Raw genomic sequence first — 17,373 nt, 5'->3', positions numbered from 1 at the left:
TTTTCACTCATGACATTGCTCGCTTTGGAAAATGTGTCGGTTGCGTACAATCATCAGCATTACATTTTACGTGATTTTAATTTAAATATTGACAAAGGGCAGTTCATTTCACTGCTCGGACCCAGCGGCTGCGGTAAAACAACGACCTTGCGTTTGATTGCCGGTTTTTTGGAGGCCAAGCATGGCAAGTTTACTTTTGACGGGAAAGATTATACGCGGGTTCCGGTTAGCAAACGAAACTTCGGTTTCGTGTTTCAAAGCTACGCCTTGTTTCCGCATCTGTCTGTTTTTGAAAATGTAGCGTTCGGCTTGCGCCTCAGAAAAGTGTCGGAGTCCGAAATTGGGAAGCGGGTAGGCCGCATTCTGGAAGTCGTCAGCTTGACCGGCTTTGAGAAGCGTTTTCCGAAAGAATTGTCCGGTGGTCAAAAACAACGGGTAGCGATCGCTCGGGCACTTGTTATTGAGCCTGATTTGCTGCTGTTCGATGAGCCTCTCAGTAATCTGGATGCCAATCTGCGTACCCATATGCGTGTAGAAATACGTCGAATTCAACAGGAATTGGGCATTACCACCGTTTATGTATCACATGATCAAGAGGAATGCTTTTCGATCTCCGATCAGGTAGCTATTATGAACAATGGGATTATCGAGCAGTTGGATCGTCCGGCAACGATTTTTAAATATCCGAAGTCCGAATTTGTTGCACGATTCATAGGTTTCAGCAATTTTATTAATTTTAGTCAGCGGATTGATCACGACGAGGAAATCGTATTGAAGGAAAGCGACTATGAGTTCCGCGTGCTGAGACATCAGGGAACCCAAAACACTACGGGCCGCAAAATCGCCATTCGTCCTGAGGACATTCTCATCACAGCCGATTCATTAAAAAGTGCTGCAGATAGTGAAAATCAGGAAATTACCAATGTCGTATCAGGCCTCGTCACCGTTAGCACCTTTCTTGGACGCAGCTATCAGTATGTCGTGAAGACGGAGCTGGGTGATTTTATGGTCAATAAGGAAATGGAGGAGCCTTTTGGGAATGGATACCGGGTTCAGCTTTCGTTTCCCTCGGAAAAATTAGTTATCGTCGATTAACGCAGCAGGAGGTGCACATATGCATGTAGATTTACTTATCGAGCAGGTTCGAATGTTTAACAGCTATACCAAAAAGTTTATCAAGGGTAATGTAGCGGTGCTGGATGGCCGTATTCTTTATATGGGCGATCGCGGACAGGAAACGTTCGAAGCCGCCGAGATTGTCAAGGGTGAGGATCGTTACTTGCTTCCCGGACTCATCGATATTCATCTGCACATCGAAAGCACGATGGTAACACCAGCAACCTTTTCCTATGGATTGATACGTAACGGTGTGACGACGATCGTACCGGAGCCGCATGAGATCGCGAATGTATTTGGTCTTGCCGGGGTTAAAGAGATGCTGAGAGCAAGCGAGGAATGTGTTGCCGATATGTTCTACGCGGTTCCAAGCTCAGTCCCGGCAACTTCTCTGGAAACGGCTGGCGGGTCCATCGAAATTGCCGATCTGGATGAGCTGCTGCAAACAGAAAGAATCGCTTGTTTGGGCGAAATCATGAATTATGTGGATATTATTTCCAGCTCGGACAGTAAAACCAATCACATTCTGGAGCATATTCGAAGTCATTATCCGGATTTGATTATAGAGGGACATGTTCCCAAGCTGCTGGATTTGGATCTGCACCGAGTCATTTATGCCGGCGTGGATTCAGATCATACACATCAAACGATTGAAGGTATGGAAGCTCGGATTAATGCTGGAATGTTTATTGAAATTCAGGAGAAATCGATGACCGATGAAGTCATGAATTATTTGATCGAGCACGATGTATCGGAGCATTTTTGTTTTGTGACCGATGATGTGATGGCGGATTCGTTTCAACGTCGTGGTCATCTGAATCACTTGGTTCGCAAAGCTATAGGAATGGGAATGGACGCCGAAAAAGCGATCTATGCCAGTACCTTTACACCTGCCCGTAGAATGAGAATGCATGATCGTGGTGCCATCGCGCCCGGCAAAATTGCCGATTTCCTGCTCGTGTCAGACCTGCAGAGCATGATTATGGATCAGGTGTACAAAAAAGGACAAAAGGTATATGACATTCACGAAGCTTACCTGCCCAAACCGAGTAAGCACTCATTTCCTGAGCATTATTACACGAGTGTCAAGCTGCCGATATTAACCGAACAAGACTTCGCTGTTACCGTACAAGCAGCAGATAGCCGTTACTCATGCCGGGTGATGATAGTTCAGGATGGATCGACCTTCACGAAGGAGCACCATGGCGAGGTGGAGATTCGAGATAACCAGCTGTGCTGGGAGGAAAGCCCATACGGCCTGATTGCTACATTTGAGCGTTACGGGAAAAATGGAAACCGCGGATACGGGTTAATCGGCGGAGATACGATCAAGCGCGGTGCGATAGCGACAACGTATTCGCACGATAATCACAACCTGCTGGTCGTTGGTCACAATCCGCGGGATATGATGCTTGCAGCGAATGAGGTTATCCGCAATCAGGGTGGTTTCTGTGTGGTTGACAATGGCACCGTGCTGGCGAATCTTCACCTGCCTGTAGGTGGGATTTTGACAGAGGAACCGCTGGAGCAAACCGCTGCTGAGGTTCATCAGCTTACCCAGGCTATGGAATCGCTCGGTTACCGACACTATAATCCGATTATGTCGATCAGTACACACTCCTTACCGGTAAGTCCGGCTTTGAAAATAACAGATTTAGGCCTTATCGATGTGAATGAAGGCAAGGTTGTTTCTCTGCTCATTCAGGGCTAGCGCCAAATATGAACAAGTTGTGAGGTGTTTGCCATGGGCAATCGTATCTATTTAGCGGGATTTGAAGTCTTTTATCCAAATGCACTTGAGATCGGTGCCAACCTGAAAGCCGAATGTGCAGAACATGGCTTTGTCGGTTTGTTTCCTATGGACAACGTGATTAACAAGCAGCCAGGCCGCAGCAAAAGAGAAATTGCTTCCGATATTTTTCAAGCCAATATTAAGCTGATCGAAGGATCGGATATCATTGCCGCTAATTTAAACAGTTTTCGCGGGGCAGAGCCTGATTCAGGGACCGTATTTGAGGTAGGTTATGCATGTGCCTTAGGCAAAAAGCTGTACGGGTATATGAGCGACGATTCTCTTATATGGGAAAAGGTAGCTAAACACTGGGGAGATGTCCGTCTCGGAGATAATGGGAGATATGTGGACAAAGAGGGCATGCATATCGAAAATCTGGGTATGCCGATCAATTTGATGCTCGGTGTTCCTGTGAATATTGTGATCGGTACGTTTGAGGATTGTCTGAAACAGATTGTAAGGGATCAAGCAGAGGCAGCCGTGTAGAGAGATGGGTAAGTAGTTTAGCATGAGATATAGAAGAAAATAGTGCGCCGTAGGTTTATCGTTAACCTACGGCGTTTTTGCGTTATAAACGTGTATTACTTTTGTGAACCCATGCTTACAAAATATCCTCAAACAAATCCGCCTGCTTGGGTGGCAGTGCTTGGGTTTCGAGACCGAGCATTTGCATAAGCTCCTTCGCATTATCGGTTGCGTCGCCGCCGGAGTTGTTATTGAAAACAACGTAAATGTGTTTGCATGACTTCTCCAGCTCAAGCAGCCTGTCCCGCCACTCCGTCAGCTCTTGCGTGTTATATCTGTACAAATAACGCAGCTTACGCCAATCTGGATGGTTGCTTTGATGCCAGCCTTGCACATTGCGTCCATGCATACGCACATAGGTGATCTCGGGTGAGGTCGCTACGGATACGATCGGAATGGAGCCTTCTCCAGCTTGCGGTTCATCGACAATCGTATGAATCCAGTTCTCTTTGCTCATGAAATCGAGGGTTCGCTCGCGAAATTCAGGGGCATACCAGCTCTGGTGTCGAAATTCGAGTGCACAAGGCACGGTCCCCATCCGTTTCCGCGTATCGCGAAGTATGGCTACATTTTCACGACTGCATTCGAACCAGGGTGGATATTGGAATAAAGCCATTGCCAGCTTTCCGGCATCGATAACCGGTTGGATAGAGATGTGGAATGCTTCGTACATAGCATCCGTGGTGTCAAAAAAGTTTTTCTTTCCCCGAAGATGTCCCGTCATTCCCTGATAAGCTTTTACGATGAATCCAAAATCCTTCGGTGTGTCATTCACCCATTTCAGATAGTTTTTGACCGGCTGCACAGCATAAAATGGGCTATCCAGCTCCACGATGGGGAAATGCTCGCTATAGATAGGCAGCCGTTTTGCCTGAGTAAGCTTGCCATACAATTCTTCGTGATCGCCAAATCCGGTTAGGCCGACTTTTATCATAACTTCACCTCTGCAATGTTTTCAACAGGAAAACCGATTTTGTTTAAATATCAACTTAGGCAAGAAAATAATGCCAGTTCCTATTATTACACAAAATCGGCGTCATCGAAAACCCATAAGCGTGGAGTTGTTTGGAGAATTGTATGAAACTGCCCAACTCCCTTATCCCGTATTTCACAGTGTTATCGGAAGGCGTACATAGATGATGAGGCTTAAATTTCGTTATTCCAGGCCGCTTCAAGCAGCTCGCTATTGATCGTAACCGCAGTCAGTGCTCCTGCAGCGGCAGCGGCAATCAGCTGATATGCTGCTGAAGCAGAATCTCCGGCACTGTAGACACCGGGTACATTGGTTTTACCGAAGCTATCGACGAGGACAGCCCCTGTTTCTGTTATTTGGCAGCCTATTGCTTCCGGTAAGTCTGATCCTGGGACAAGCGTCGGTGCAAAGAAGATCCCCGTGCACGCAATTTCGCTGCCGTCCTCCAGGACAACCTGCTGCACTTTACCATCCTGAGAATCAATGCGCAGGATCGGACTATCGAAAAACGGCACTTTGTGCTGCCTCAGCTCGTTACGCTGTTCATCTGTCCATTCATCAGGTCCGTTCGTGCAGATTGTATATTGGCGGGACCATCCCGGCAATATTTTGGCCATGTGGTGGGCTTTGGCGCCGTTCGCAATCAACACCAGGGGCTGATCTCTTAATTCCCAGCCATCACAATAGGGGCATACAAAGGCACTGCTTCCATATACATCGATTAATCCCTCAATGTCGAGGGGGGCATCCTTCATTCCAGTTGCAAAGAGCAGCTTTTTGACTCGAAAGGCGAGCCCTTGTGCGGTAGTAATTTGAAAATCTCCATCGGTTCCTGTGATCGTTACCGCACGATCTGCAACAAAACGGACGGAGGGATAAGCGGTTACTTGTTCCCTGGCAATTCTCCGAAATTCGCTTGGTGTGATACCGTCTCTGGTCAGAAAACCATGGGATTCGTGTGTTACCCGATTTCTGGGACGATCTTCATCTACGACCACAACTGTTTTTCTTGCTCTTCCCAGCATGAGGGCTGCATTCAGACCTGCCGGTCCGCCACCAATAATACCAACATCATGTAAAGCTTCCATTATAACCATCCTCCCGAAACTGAATTTGTAACTGATTTTTGATGATAAATAAAATCTATTAAAGATCCTTAATATCTATAATAAAAGATTCGAATGCAGAATGCAAGTAGAAAAACAACCACCTCCGACAGGAAGTGGTTGCCTCATTTCTTATTTGCCGCGGTGCTTGAGTTTGGCTTTTTGCGTTCTGAGCTCATACTTGTGAGCCTGAAGTTCTTCGCGCCGCTCTCTGGCACGTGATTGTCGTTCCACCTTCCGATGTTCGTATTCCATTTGAATTACCTGCTGCGCATAGGTCGAGCCTCCACGTTGTGATAGCTCTCTGGCCGCGAGGCGAGCAAGCCTTTTGGGATTGGTATACCCTTCTCGGCGTGGCTTCACATCAATCGACCGTGTCGTCGTTGACAACAGTGAAAGCATCTGGAATTGAATAAATTCGAGAATCTCTGCTTCTTTAGGTTCCCTGCCAAATAAGTGTCGGCATGCCTTCAATTGGTTGTGTTCCTCGGCTTCAATCAATCCGACCCACAACTTCAGCTGGTCATCAAAATATACGGTAAGCTTCATCCAGCTTCCCCCTCTAATAAAGATTAGAGTGACGGACATCCCGAGGGGGGAAGGCTACTGACAAGAAGGCACTGCTATTGCAAGCCCTTATGCGCCCGGACTACCGACCGGACCGTGATTTTACACTCCAAATTCAGTATAAAGGATGGAAGGTACGCGTTTCAACATGTTTCGGTAACACCCTATCAGCCTATGCTACGAATGCATCGATTCTAATTCCTTTTTCTCCAGCTGACCTGACTGAATGTTGATCCTGAACGTCTTGGGCGATACGCCGTACTTGTCACGAAACACACGGTGAAAATACGAATAGCTGCCAAAACCGGAGGTTTCTGCAATCTGCTCCAACGTTAAATAGCTGTAGGCCATGCGCTCAACCGAGGTGGACAGGCGGATTTCCTGTGTGTACTGAATGATCGTTTTATTGAAGCATTCCTTGAACAGATGGACCGCTCGGGAGACGCTAATACCAACGTGCTGAGCTACATCCTCAACTTTCAACGGTAAAATGGCGTGCTCCTCAATAAAGCTCTTCATTCTTGTCGCCAGAAAGGAGCTGCCGTGACGTGAATTGTTTTCGGTAATCGCACGATCTATGTATAGGCAGAGCGCACGCAGCAAATAATCGGATAGCTCCTTGTTATCTTCTTCAAACCGTCGTTTTTCCAAAATAATTTGCCGCCAGATCGTAAGTATACGTTCATTGACTGCAATCCGTACCTTTTGTGGTTTTCTCGACTTGGCCCACCATTCGTCAATCCAGTCGCCTTTACACATAATATAGTAGTCACCACTTGAGACAATGGATTGCTGCAGCTTGTTTGTATGCTCGTCGACCCTTAGATCATATGCATCACCCGGCTTGAACAAGAGGAGATCGCCGGTTTCGATCAATGTCATATTGCCGTTGACCTGTGCATAGCAGCAGCCTTCGGTTTGCAGCCGGAACAAATAGGTGGTTACGCCTTCTTTATAGCTGTTGGTGAATTTTTGTGAATGATACGAGTAACCGCAGGTTAATATATGGGAGTGCACGATAACACCTCGTTTGATTTTGTAGCCAGATCGTTCATGTGATAACCACATCGTTCATAGCTATTATAGGGCATTATTGATTACAATGGAATCAAATACAAATACTTTTGAAGGAGACCTAACCGATATGAGAAGAATGGGTGTTGGCTTACAGTTGTATACGCTTCGTGATGCAATGGCAGAGGATTTTCGCGGAACCTTACGCCGTGTGGCAGAGCTTGGATATGAAGGTGTTGAATTCGCGGGTTATGGCGGTTTGGAAGCTGAAGAACTGAGAGATCTGTTGCAGGAACTAAACCTTAAAGCTATTGGTGCTCATGTGAGCCTGGTCAATACGCGCGCCCACATTCAAAAAGAAATCGCTTACCTGAAAACGATTGGTGCTGAATATTATATCATTCCACATATTGTTGCAGAGGACCGTCAAAGCCCGCAAGCTTGGCAAACGCTGTTCGAATTTTTTGAACATGCAGGTCAAATCGTGCGTGAAGCAGGACTTAAATTTGCTTACCATAACCATGCTTTTGAATTCGAAATGAAAATCGGCGACGAGTTTGTATTTGATGCGATGTATACCGCTACTACCCCTGAGAATGTGCTTGTAGAAATGGACGTTTGTTGGGTGCAGTTCGCCGGTCAAGACCCGCTTCAATATATCAAAAGCTATACAGGCAGACTGCCATTATTACATTTAAAAGATTTCAAAAGAGGCCCTGAGGCTCAAATGGACACGGTGGAGCTGAGCAAAGGCGAAGTTGATCTACAAAATGTAATCCAAGCCGCTTCTGATGCTGGTGTCGAATGGCTGATCGTGGAACAGGACCGCTGCGCGAACCCGCCGATTGAAAGTGTAGCGACAAGTCTGCAATGGGTTAAAGAACATTACCTGTCTGCATTTTCGCAATAGAAAATTAACGATATCAATTGTTCAAGCCAACATAGTCGAATGGGAGAGTTGAGAAAATTGAGTAAAATTAGAGTAGCTGTTATCGGTTGTGGTTCCATTGCTGAAAAAAGACATATCCCTGAATATGCGGACAATCCGAATGTGGAATTGATTGCTTTTTGTGATGTTGTGAATCAACGTGCTCAGCATTATGCAGATTTATACGGAGCCAAAGCTTATACCAATTATGAAGAAATGTTAAGCACCGAGAAGCCGGATGCAGTTAGTGTTTGTTTGCCGAACATCTTGCATGCTCCTGCTTCTATTGCTGCTGCCAATGCCGGTGCACATGTACTGGTTGAAAAACCGATGGCAACCAATGAAGCCGATGCACTGGCTATGATTGAAGCGGCTAAAGCCAACAATGTGTATTTGATGGTAGGTCACAACCAACGCTTGATGCCTCCACATGTTAAAGCCAAAGAAATTCTGGAAACGGGCAAAATGGGTAAAGTATTAACGTTCCGCACATCATTTGGTCATCCGGGTCCGGAGGGCTGGAGTATCGATGGACGCAACAGCTGGTTTTTCCGTAAAGAAGAAGCCATTATGGGCGCAATGGGCGACCTGGGCGTACATAAATCCGACCTGATCCGTTGGCTGCTCGAAGATGAAGTTGTTGAAGTGGCAGCTTTTGTAGGTACTTTACACAAAGAAGGCACAGACTGCGATGATAACTCAACTTGTTTGCTGCGTATGAAGAGCGGCACGATCGGAACGCTTGTAGCAAGCTGGACTTATTACAAAGGTCAAGATAACAGCACAGTTCTATGGTGCGAGAATGGCTGCTTGCAAATTGGTACAGACCCTGAAGATCAAGTTATTGTTCTGATGAGAGATGGTTCGGTAGAAAAACATAGAGTAGGAGCCATGGCGACTAACGAGAAGCAAGTAACGAGCGGCGTTATTGATGAGTTCGTTGAAAGTCTGGTGACATCTACACCTCCACGCATTTCCGGAGAAGAAGGTTTGAAATCATTGAACGTTATTATTGCTGCATTTGAATCGCAAGATACCAAAAAGATTGTTGCTATAAACGGTGTATAAATGACTAGTTTCATATAGAAGATTTATGGAAAGCTCGTGCTGCTGTGGCAGTCGCGGGCTTTTTGTTTGTTTACCGATTTTCTTATTTTTTTTTCGACCCTATGTTGTGTATAATGACTCTGATAGGAGTTCCTATAGAGAAAGAGATCATGCGTCCGGGGAGGACTGTTGTATGCAATGGAACAAGGTTGGTGTTGTTGGCGGAGGCACCATGGGACAGGGGATTTCGGAAATGCTGGCGGCCCAGGGCCTCGATGTAATTTTAATAGACAAAACGACACAGAAGCTGGAGCAAGCCTGGGAGCATATTGAAAATAGTCTGGATAAGCAGATGGAAAAATGGGCGATCACGGCTGCTGAGAAAAAGCTGATTTTATCCCGCATTCATAAAAGTACCGATATGAGTTTGCTAACGGACTGCGACATGGTCATAGAGTCGATCAGCGAGGATTTGGAACAAAAGAAGCAGCTGTTTCAGCAGCTGGACAGGTTGTGTCCGGCACCAGTTATTCTGGCAAGCAATACCTCGACGCTCAGTCTGACTGAAATTGCGGCATCCACAGCGCACCCGGAACGGGTGATTGGCATGCATTATTTGTATCCGGTATCCCGGATCCATCTGGTGGAGATTATTAGAGGATTAAAAACCTCAGAAGAAACGTTCTCACAAACGAAGAAATTCGTTGAGACGACGATCCAAAAGCACGGGGTTCAGGTCTATGAATCTCCTGGTTTCGTGACGACGAGATTGATCTGCGTGCTTATTAATGAAGCTATGCATACGTTGTCTGAGAGAGTGGCAAGCGCTGAGGATATTGATATGGCGATGCGTTTGGGCTATGACTTCCATTATGGTCCGTTGGAGCTGGCTGACCGCTTCGGATTGGATTCAGTGTTGGTGGCGATGGAGCGGATGTTCCGAGAGTTCGGAGATGTCAAGTATAGACCGGCCGTACTCTTGAAGCAAATGGTTCGGGCAGGGGAGCTCGGCACCAAGACTGGGCAGGGCTTTTTCCGGTATGATAGGGATGGTGATCGTTTATGAATATTTTAGTTATTAATGCGGGAAGCTCATCATTGAAATTTCTTATGTACAATATGGTTAATGAAGAGGTTCTGGCCAGTGGCAGAGTTGAACGGATCGGTATGGATTCTGCGATTCTGAGCTATGAGCCTGCAGGCAGGACTGAAATTCGCGAGGTAGCCGAGATTTTGGAGCATACTACGGCTATTCGCAAGGTGCTGGATATACTAGTGCACAAGGAGCACGGGGTTCTCGCTTCTTCATCCGATATTGATGCGGTTGGTCATCGCGTCGTGCATGGTGGTGAATCATTCTCCAGCTCCGTGATTGTCAATGAGGAGGTCAAGCGGGAAATCAAGCGATTGTTTGATCTTGCTCCGCTGCACAATCCTGCGCATATGCTGGGTATTAACGCTGTAGAGTTGAATATGCCTGATGTTCCTCAGGTTGTTGTATTCGATACAGCCTTTCATCAGACGATGCCTGCGAAATCTTATCTGTATCCGATTCCACTTGTTTTATACCGAAAGCATCAGGTCCGGCGTTATGGCTTCCACGGAACATCACATGATTATGTGAGTGAACGTGCGGCCAGGTTCTTAGGGAAACCGCTTGTCGAGCTGAAAATGGTGACCTGCCACATTGGCAATGGAGCAAGCTGCGCCGCGATACTTAACGGTCAATCCGTCGACACGAGTATGGGAATGACGCCGCTCGAAGGATTAATGATGGGCACTCGCAGTGGAGACATTGATCCGGCCATTGTCCCTTATGTGATGGGCAAAGAGGAACTGACGATGAATGAGGTCAATTCCATGTTGAATAAGCATAGTGGTTTAATGGCGATTTCCGGTTTAAGCAGCGATATGCGGGAAATCCAACAGTCAATGGCTGCAGGTGATGGGAGTGCCGTATTGGCTTTTGACATGTATGAGTATCGCTTGCGTAAATATATTGGCTCGTATGCCGCGGCTATGAATGGGCTGGATGTCCTTGTTTTTACGGCAGGAGTCGGTGAGAATTCATCCATTCTTCGTGAATCGGTATGTCGGAACTTGACGTTCCTGGGGCTTGAGCTCGATGAGGAAGCTAACAGTCAGCGCGCGCATGGAGACCGGGTGATTTCGACCGTCGGATCACGTGTAACAGTGCTGGTCATTCCTACGAATGAGGAATTGGTCATTGCTCGTGATACATATCGTTTAATATTGGCTCGGCAGAAAGCATAATAAGTATATGCGTTTCATAAGTCGAGCTTATGTGTGACTTCATGATCAAAAGTGGACTTTTGAACAAACTTTTGCTGGAAAACGGATATAATGGATGTAGCGGATATAGAATGTAGCCTACGGAATAGCAGTGTAAATTAGATTCTGGAAGGATGGGATCAAGCGATGAGTCCACATTTAACGATGATTCGAGAGGTTGAGAAGCACGCTAATGAAACAGTGAAAATGGGTTGCTGGCTGCACAATAAGCGCTCCAGCGGCAAAATCCAGTTTTTGCAGCTGAGGGACGGATCGGGCTACATTCAGGGTGTAGTCGTGAAAAGCGAGGTATCGACAGAAGTATGGGAAGCAGCCGCCAAGCTAACGCAGGAAAGCTCGCTGTATGTTACAGGGACTGTTCGGGAGGATACTCGCAGTAAGGGCGGCTATGAGCTGAATGTGACGAGTATTGAAGTTATTCAGATTACCGAAGAATATCCGATTACGCCCAAGGAGCATGGTGTAGATTACTTAATGGACCATCGCCACTTATGGATTCGTGCGCCGCGTCAGCGTGCCATCCTTGTTGTTCGTGCACAAATCATACGTGCGATTCAGCAGTTTTTTGACGAACGCGGCTTTCAATTGGTCGATCCTCCGATTCTAACCCCTTCCTCCTGCGAGGGGACGACGAATTTATTTGCTACGAAGTATTTTGACGAGGATGCCTATTTGACACAAAGCGGTCAATTGTATATGGAAGCGGCAGCGATGGCATTGGGACGTGTGTATTCATTTGGACCTACCTTTCGGGCGGAAAAGTCCAAGACACGCCGTCATTTGATCGAATTCTGGATGATTGAGCCGGAGATGGCGTTTGTGACCCATGAGGAAAGTCTCGTTATACAAGAGCAGTTCGTCTCTCATATCGTTCAATCGGTACTGCACAACTGCCGCAAGGAGCTGGAGGTTCTGGAACGGGATGTGACCAAGCTTGAAAGCATCACAGCACCTTTTCCAAGAATATCGTATGACGAAGCGGTTGAATTCCTCCAAGCAAACGGACATGAATTTGCATGGGGCGAGGATTTTGGTGCGCCGCATGAAACGGCGATAGCAGCTAGCTATGATAAGCCGGTATTTATTACGAATTACCCTACAGAAATCAAAGCATTTTATATGAAGCCAGACCCGAATCGTGCTGAAGTTGTGCTGTGTGCCGATATGATCGCACCTGAGGGCTACGGGGAAATTATTGGCGGAAGCCAGCGGATTGACGATCCCGAATTGATGGAGCAGCGTTTTGCGGAGCATGAGCTTTCCAAGGAAGCTTATCAATGGTATCTCGATTTACGTAAGTATGGTACAGTACCGCATTCCGGCTTTGGTCTCGGTCTGGAGCGGACGGTTGCCTGGATTTGTGGATTGGATCATGTACGGGAGACAATTGCATTCCCGCGGTTGTTGTACCGGTTGTATCCTTAATGGTTTGGCGTGAAGAGGTGGATCGATGAAACAAAATGAGAAGGATCGTGAGCGGCAGGAGCTGCTGAGTGCTTTTGCAGCTGGCTGGAAGGCGGGGCATATCGGTGTCCCTTACCTGCTGATCAAGCATTACCATCAGTTGAAGCTGACGGAAGTCGATGTGATGCTGATGATTCATGTGTTGGCTTTTATGGAAAAGGAACGCAAGGAGTTTCCCACGCTAGAGGAACTGCAGGGACGTATGTCCGTAACGCCAGAAAAGGTCATTGCTTCGCTGCAAAAGCTGTTGAAGGCGGGCCATTTGACCATTGATGAAGCGGTTGACCCGATTAGCGGGATACAGGGAGAGAAATACAATCTGGATCCGCTGCTGGAACGGTTGGCCGGCTTCTGGTATGAGGAGGAACTGCAGCGCAAAAAAGCGTTGGAGCCTGCAGAGCCGGAAACCCGGAAGGATATTTTTTCGATATTCGAAAAAGAGTTTGCCCGTCCGTTAACACCGATGGAGCTCGAATCGATCACGGGTTGGCTGGACAAAGATAAATATATGGAGCCGTTGATATTGGCTGGACTGAAGGAAGCGGTATTTGCAGGCAAGGTGCATTTTCGCTACATTGACCGGATTTTGCTGGAATGGAGCCGCAATCGGATTACAACCGTTGAGCAGGCCAAGGAGCATTCACAGAAATTTCGCTCCAGATGATAGCGGTATTCGCTTAATTGAAGCCTCCATGATGGATGAAACATCATACTAATAAACAGATCGTGACCGCAGCAGCGGTACGACTGTGATAAGGAGTCATCGGAATGCGTGCACTTAGTGATCTGAGCGCCAACGAATTGGCAGAAGCTGAATTGAACATACAGGAACAATATGACGGTTACAAAAATCGCAAGTTGAAGCTGGATATGTCCAGAGGCAAGCCGTCTCCAGAGCAATTAGACCTGTCGATGCCAATGCTGGATACTGTACAATCGTCCGGTTTATTGAACGCAGCAGACGGTACGGATTTGCGTAATTATGGTGGTATTGACGGAATTCCGGAGGCGAAGGCGTTATTTGCCCGATTGCTTGAGGTGGACTCCAAGGAAATTATCGTTGGTGGCAATTCGAGCCTTAATCTGATGCATGATACGATAGCCAGAGCGATGATTCATGGTGTGTACGGCAGTGAGACCCCTTGGGGGAAGCTGACGGTTGTGAAATTTCTTTGTCCGAGTCCAGGGTATGATCGACATTTTGCGATATGCGAGCTTTTTAATATTGAAATGATTGTGATCGATATGCTGGATGATGGACCAGATATGGACACGATTGAGCGGCTGGTTCGCGAGGATGATTCGATTAAAGGTATCTGGTGTGTGCCGAAATATAGCAATCCCGAAGGCATCACTTATTCCGATGAGATTGTAGACAGATTGGCAGCGATGCCTGCTAAAGCGGCTGATTTCAGAATTTTTTGGGACGATGCTTATATGGTTCATCATTTAACTGACCGTCCAGATCCGTTAAAAAATATGCTGGCAGCGTGTAAAGCGGCAGGGAATGCGGATCGTGTCTTCGTATTCGCTTCAACTTCCAAAATCACCTTCCCTGGTTCTGGCGTTGCCGTGATGGCAGCAAGTGTCGCTAACGTTGGTTATATTCGGAAGCAATTATCTATTCAAACTATTGGACCTGATAAAATTAACCAGCTACGACACGTTCGATTTTTCCCTGATCTGGAGCAGATCGCAGCGCATATGAACCGGCATGCAGCTATAATTAAACCTAAATTTGATACGGTGTTAAACAAACTTGAAACAGAGCTTGGCGGAAAGCAGCTGGCATCCTGGAAAAAGCCGGGCGGCGGATACTTTATAAGTCTGAATACGTTGGATGGCTGTGCCCAAGCCGTGATCAGTCTGGCCGCAGAAGCCGGTGTTACCTTGACTCAGGCTGGTGCAACGTATCCGTATGGCAAGGATCCCAACGATCGGAATATTCGGATAGCTCCGACATTCCCTTCATTAGAAGAGCTGGAAACAGCCATTGAAGTTCTTTGTCTTTGCATTCAGCTGGTTAGCATTAGGAAGCTTCGGGCGGAAATTACAGCAAGCTAAATAAACAGGAACCTTTAGCTCCACAAGACTGAACGGTAACCCGCAAGAGGGCACTTCTAACAAGTGCCCCATTGTCGGGCTATCTTTCATAGAGTGGGCCTGAAGGTTCTTTAATTTTCCCATTTTGTTTGAAGGATCTGAGAGTCCGTGCAACGGATATACTTCACTCGTTAATTATGTTATTATTTATTTACGTAATAACGTAATTATGAGATTCGGAGGTGTTCGTTTGACTCGTGATCTGGGATTGGAATTGGATGAATTGAAGAAGCAGCTGAATGAATTGCAAAGGTACGTACAGCTAAGCGGGATTGATGCCAATCGGAAAAGTGTGGTCATAAACGATCGGGCATATCCTGATGACGAAGAGAGTGGTGGGGCCGGGCTCATTTATTATTCCGGTCAGTATCGAAATTCCACAATCAAATACAAGTGGGAAGCCCAGGAGCAGCAAATCAGCAGTTTGCTTAACCAGGATAGCGAGAAGCTGGCCAAGATATTATCAGCGCTTGGGAACAAGCAGCGTCTGGATATATTAAGGTCTGTTCTGCAAGGCCCCGTCAATGGTACGGATTTAGTGGAGCGGCTTCATATGGGGACAACGGGTCAATTGTATCATCATACAAAAGCATTAATGGGAGCAGACTTACTCATTCAGGAAGAACGGGGAGGTGAGTACAGCCTGCCGGCACATCGGGTTCTTCCGGTTCTGCTGCTGCTCGCAGCTGCGGCTGATTTGGCAGATACCGGGAATTATATGGATATGGCCGAAGCCAGAGATCACGCAGGTTTATATTTAGGTGCAGGAAAGACGAAGTATGACCCCCACTTGCTCGTTTGGGCGTTAATCGAAAATTCCATTTTGGAGCACCAATCCGGGTATTGCAGTCAGATCGATATTTATTTGCACGATCAACGAAATGTGACTGTTGCAGACAACGGTCGGGGGATTCCGATCAGCGCACTCAGCGCACCTGATAAACCGAATTTACTGGCTGTGCTGACCGATATTCAGCGTCCTGGTTTAAGTGCACCGTATTTTGCAGCAGGCAGTGAAAAAGGGATAAGTGTTGCTGTAGTTAATGCTTTATCGTATCAACTAGCTGTGGAAATACGCAGAGACGGCCATGTGTACAGACAAAATTATAAGCACGGTATTCCGCAAACGGGTGTACGGGTCGTGGGAGCGACAGGTGAAACGGGGACGAGTGTAACTGTAGAGACAGATCCGGATCTGTTTGCAGCCGACTTTGAGCTTCATATTCTGGAGAAAAGAGCGGCAGAGATCCAGGTTGCGTATCCCAAACTCACCGTCTTGGTCCACTAAGCAGCTCTTCTTACGAATTGAAATAGGGAATCAGAAAAAAACGGCAGTCGCCTCTGATGAGGGGATGCCGTTTCTTTTTGTGGTGAGCATGCAGTAGGTACGGCTTGTACTCCTTATACCAAGTCCGTTGTGATGAGGTTGAGAAGCTCTACGTTAGCCGAATTTTGGGCCATATCGACAGGTGTTACCCCTTCATCGTTGGCAGCTTCAGGGTTTGAGCCATGCTTGAGCAGAAGTGTAACCATCTCGATATGCTGGTTGTGTACTGCTGAATGCAGCGGCGTCCAACCGCTTTGCTGGCGAGCATTCGGGTCTGCGGCATGCAGCAGAAGTACCTCGGCGATAGAAGTATGCCTGCCAGCGGCAGCCGAATGTAGTGGTGTCACACGCATGGTGTTGTAAGAGACGGTATTGACTTTTGCACCGCGTTCGAGGAGAGCTGCGGCTATAGTGCTATGCCCGAAGAAAGCAGCCAGGCCAAGCGGTGTATAGCCGTCATGTGAATAGCTATCCATAAGCGCCGGTGACTCCTCAAGCAGATCGACTACAACCGATAGCTTGCCAACTGCAGCGGCTTCATGGATATTTAAGCTTACATGGAGGTCAAGCAATAAAGTGACTATCGATTTGGCTCCATAGTATTGGGCAATCAGGATCGGGCTGTTTCCTTCCGAATCCTTGTGCCTTGCCACATCTGGATGTTCATTGAGTAAGTTGGCTGCTTGTTCCATATCCTTCGCTTTAATGGCTTGCATGAGCTGTTCTATTAGTGTTGATGACATGAATAGTAACCTCCCGAAGTCTTCTATAGCATGGTATAGTCTGATAAAATGACGTCTTTGCAGATAAAGGTGAAAATATGTTGACCTGTAATTATATAACAATTCGGTTTGTTTATCAATGCATGGTTGTAGATTCAACGAAATTCGATAGTATTCATCAGACTAGCTAATTTTTATCCTGTTTCTGTAACCTTTTGCCGATTCGCCTCGTCTAAGATTAGGGAGATCATTTTGTCATTCGCAGGTCAAACTGCTGTATGCTAGCAGATCAGGAAAAACGAGGTTGATTCATGGAAGCTTGGCGAGTCATGATGAAGCTGGCTGTTTTTATGAAGAGTGCAGTTGGAATCTTACA

16 protein-coding genes are annotated in these 17,373 nt (G+C 46.8%); 11 read left to right on the top strand and 5 right to left on the bottom strand.

The genetic code is table 11. The features are described 5' to 3' along the window. Nucleotides 1-9 precede the first annotated feature (9 nt). The 3 genes from OB236_RS26375 to OB236_RS26365 are packed head-to-tail and all read left to right on the top strand — an operon-like array spanning nt 10 to nt 3,394. Nucleotides 10-1,095 carry an ABC transporter ATP-binding protein gene (locus OB236_RS26375; RefSeq protein ID WP_262686649.1) on the top strand — a complete coding sequence of 362 codons (1,086 nt, stop codon included), beginning with the start codon at nt 10-12 and terminating at the stop codon, nt 1,093-1,095. A 19-nt stretch (nt 1,096-1,114) separates the two neighbouring features. Next, nucleotides 1,115-2,827, top strand: coding sequence for an adenine deaminase (locus OB236_RS26370; RefSeq protein WP_262686648.1), 1,713 nt, complete (start codon nt 1,115-1,117; stop codon nt 2,825-2,827). A gap of 33 nt (nt 2,828-2,860) precedes the next feature. Then, nucleotides 2,861-3,394: a nucleoside 2-deoxyribosyltransferase gene (locus OB236_RS26365; RefSeq protein ID WP_262686647.1), complete on the top strand. Its 534-nt coding sequence runs from the start codon at nt 2,861-2,863 to the stop codon at nt 3,392-3,394. Between the two features lie 115 nt (nt 3,395-3,509). Here OB236_RS26365 and OB236_RS26360 read toward each other — a convergent pair whose 3' ends face one another. The 4 genes from OB236_RS26360 to OB236_RS26345 form a co-directional block, all read right to left on the bottom strand. Continuing rightward, on the bottom strand, nt 3,510-4,367 hold the full coding sequence (locus OB236_RS26360; RefSeq protein ID WP_262686646.1) for a DUF72 domain-containing protein: 858 nt from the start codon (nt 4,365-4,367) through the stop codon (nt 3,510-3,512). A gap of 212 nt (nt 4,368-4,579) precedes the next feature. Next, the gene (locus OB236_RS26355) at nt 4,580-5,494 is read right to left on the bottom strand and encodes an NAD(P)/FAD-dependent oxidoreductase (protein WP_262686644.1); all 915 of its coding nucleotides are present in this window, start codon (nt 5,492-5,494) and stop codon (nt 4,580-4,582) included. A 150-nt stretch (nt 5,495-5,644) separates the two neighbouring features. Further along, complete coding sequence (locus OB236_RS26350) at nt 5,645-6,061, bottom strand: YjdF family protein (protein WP_262686643.1); 417 nt, start codon at nt 6,059-6,061, stop codon at nt 5,645-5,647. A 195-nt stretch (nt 6,062-6,256) separates the two neighbouring features. Beyond that, a complete protein-coding gene (locus OB236_RS26345; protein ID WP_076227312.1) occupies nt 6,257-7,096 on the bottom strand; it encodes an AraC family transcriptional regulator in 840 nt (279 codons plus the stop codon). A gap of 127 nt (nt 7,097-7,223) precedes the next feature. On the opposite strand from OB236_RS26345, the gene OB236_RS26340 reads away from it, so the two are divergent. The 8 genes from OB236_RS26340 to OB236_RS26305 all read left to right on the top strand — a co-directional run bounded on the left by OB236_RS26340 (nt 7,224) and on the right by OB236_RS26305 (nt 16,236). Continuing rightward, the gene (locus OB236_RS26340; protein WP_262686642.1) at nt 7,224-8,003 is read left to right on the top strand and encodes a sugar phosphate isomerase/epimerase family protein; all 780 of its coding nucleotides are present in this window, start codon (nt 7,224-7,226) and stop codon (nt 8,001-8,003) included. 57 nt (nt 8,004-8,060) lie between these two features. Then, nucleotides 8,061-9,089: a Gfo/Idh/MocA family protein gene (locus OB236_RS26335; protein ID WP_076227306.1), complete on the top strand. Its 1,029-nt coding sequence runs from the start codon at nt 8,061-8,063 to the stop codon at nt 9,087-9,089. A 172-nt stretch (nt 9,090-9,261) separates the two neighbouring features. Continuing rightward, nucleotides 9,262-10,134, top strand: coding sequence for a 3-hydroxyacyl-CoA dehydrogenase family protein (locus tag OB236_RS26330; protein WP_262686641.1), 873 nt, complete (start codon nt 9,262-9,264; stop codon nt 10,132-10,134). After that, the gene (locus OB236_RS26325) at nt 10,131-11,342 is read left to right on the top strand and encodes an acetate/propionate family kinase (RefSeq protein ID WP_262686640.1); all 1,212 of its coding nucleotides are present in this window, start codon (nt 10,131-10,133) and stop codon (nt 11,340-11,342) included. The genes OB236_RS26330 and OB236_RS26325 overlap by 4 nt, the downstream gene beginning before the upstream one ends. A gap of 165 nt (nt 11,343-11,507) precedes the next feature. Beyond that, nucleotides 11,508-12,806, top strand: coding sequence for an asparagine--tRNA ligase (asnS, locus tag OB236_RS26320; protein WP_262686639.1), 1,299 nt, complete (start codon nt 11,508-11,510; stop codon nt 12,804-12,806). A gap of 25 nt (nt 12,807-12,831) precedes the next feature. Further along, a complete protein-coding gene (locus OB236_RS26315; RefSeq protein ID WP_262686638.1) occupies nt 12,832-13,509 on the top strand; it encodes a DnaD domain-containing protein in 678 nt (225 codons plus the stop codon). Nucleotides 13,510-13,613: 104 nt separating this feature from the next. Beyond that, a complete protein-coding gene (locus OB236_RS26310; protein WP_262686637.1) occupies nt 13,614-14,909 on the top strand; it encodes an aminotransferase class I/II-fold pyridoxal phosphate-dependent enzyme in 1,296 nt (431 codons plus the stop codon). A gap of 229 nt (nt 14,910-15,138) precedes the next feature. Next, a complete protein-coding gene (locus OB236_RS26305) occupies nt 15,139-16,236 on the top strand; it encodes an ATP-binding protein (RefSeq protein WP_262686636.1) in 1,098 nt (365 codons plus the stop codon). 113 nt (nt 16,237-16,349) lie between these two features. On the opposite strand, the gene OB236_RS26300 is transcribed toward OB236_RS26305, so the two are convergent. Further along, nucleotides 16,350-17,018: an ankyrin repeat domain-containing protein gene (locus OB236_RS26300; protein WP_262686635.1), complete on the bottom strand. Its 669-nt coding sequence runs from the start codon at nt 17,016-17,018 to the stop codon at nt 16,350-16,352. Nucleotides 17,019-17,373 lie beyond the last annotated feature (355 nt).

This window comes from Paenibacillus baimaensis, assembly GCF_025567575.1.
The sequence above is the reverse complement of the archived record's forward strand: the minus strand, read 5'-3'. Positions and strand labels throughout refer to the sequence as shown.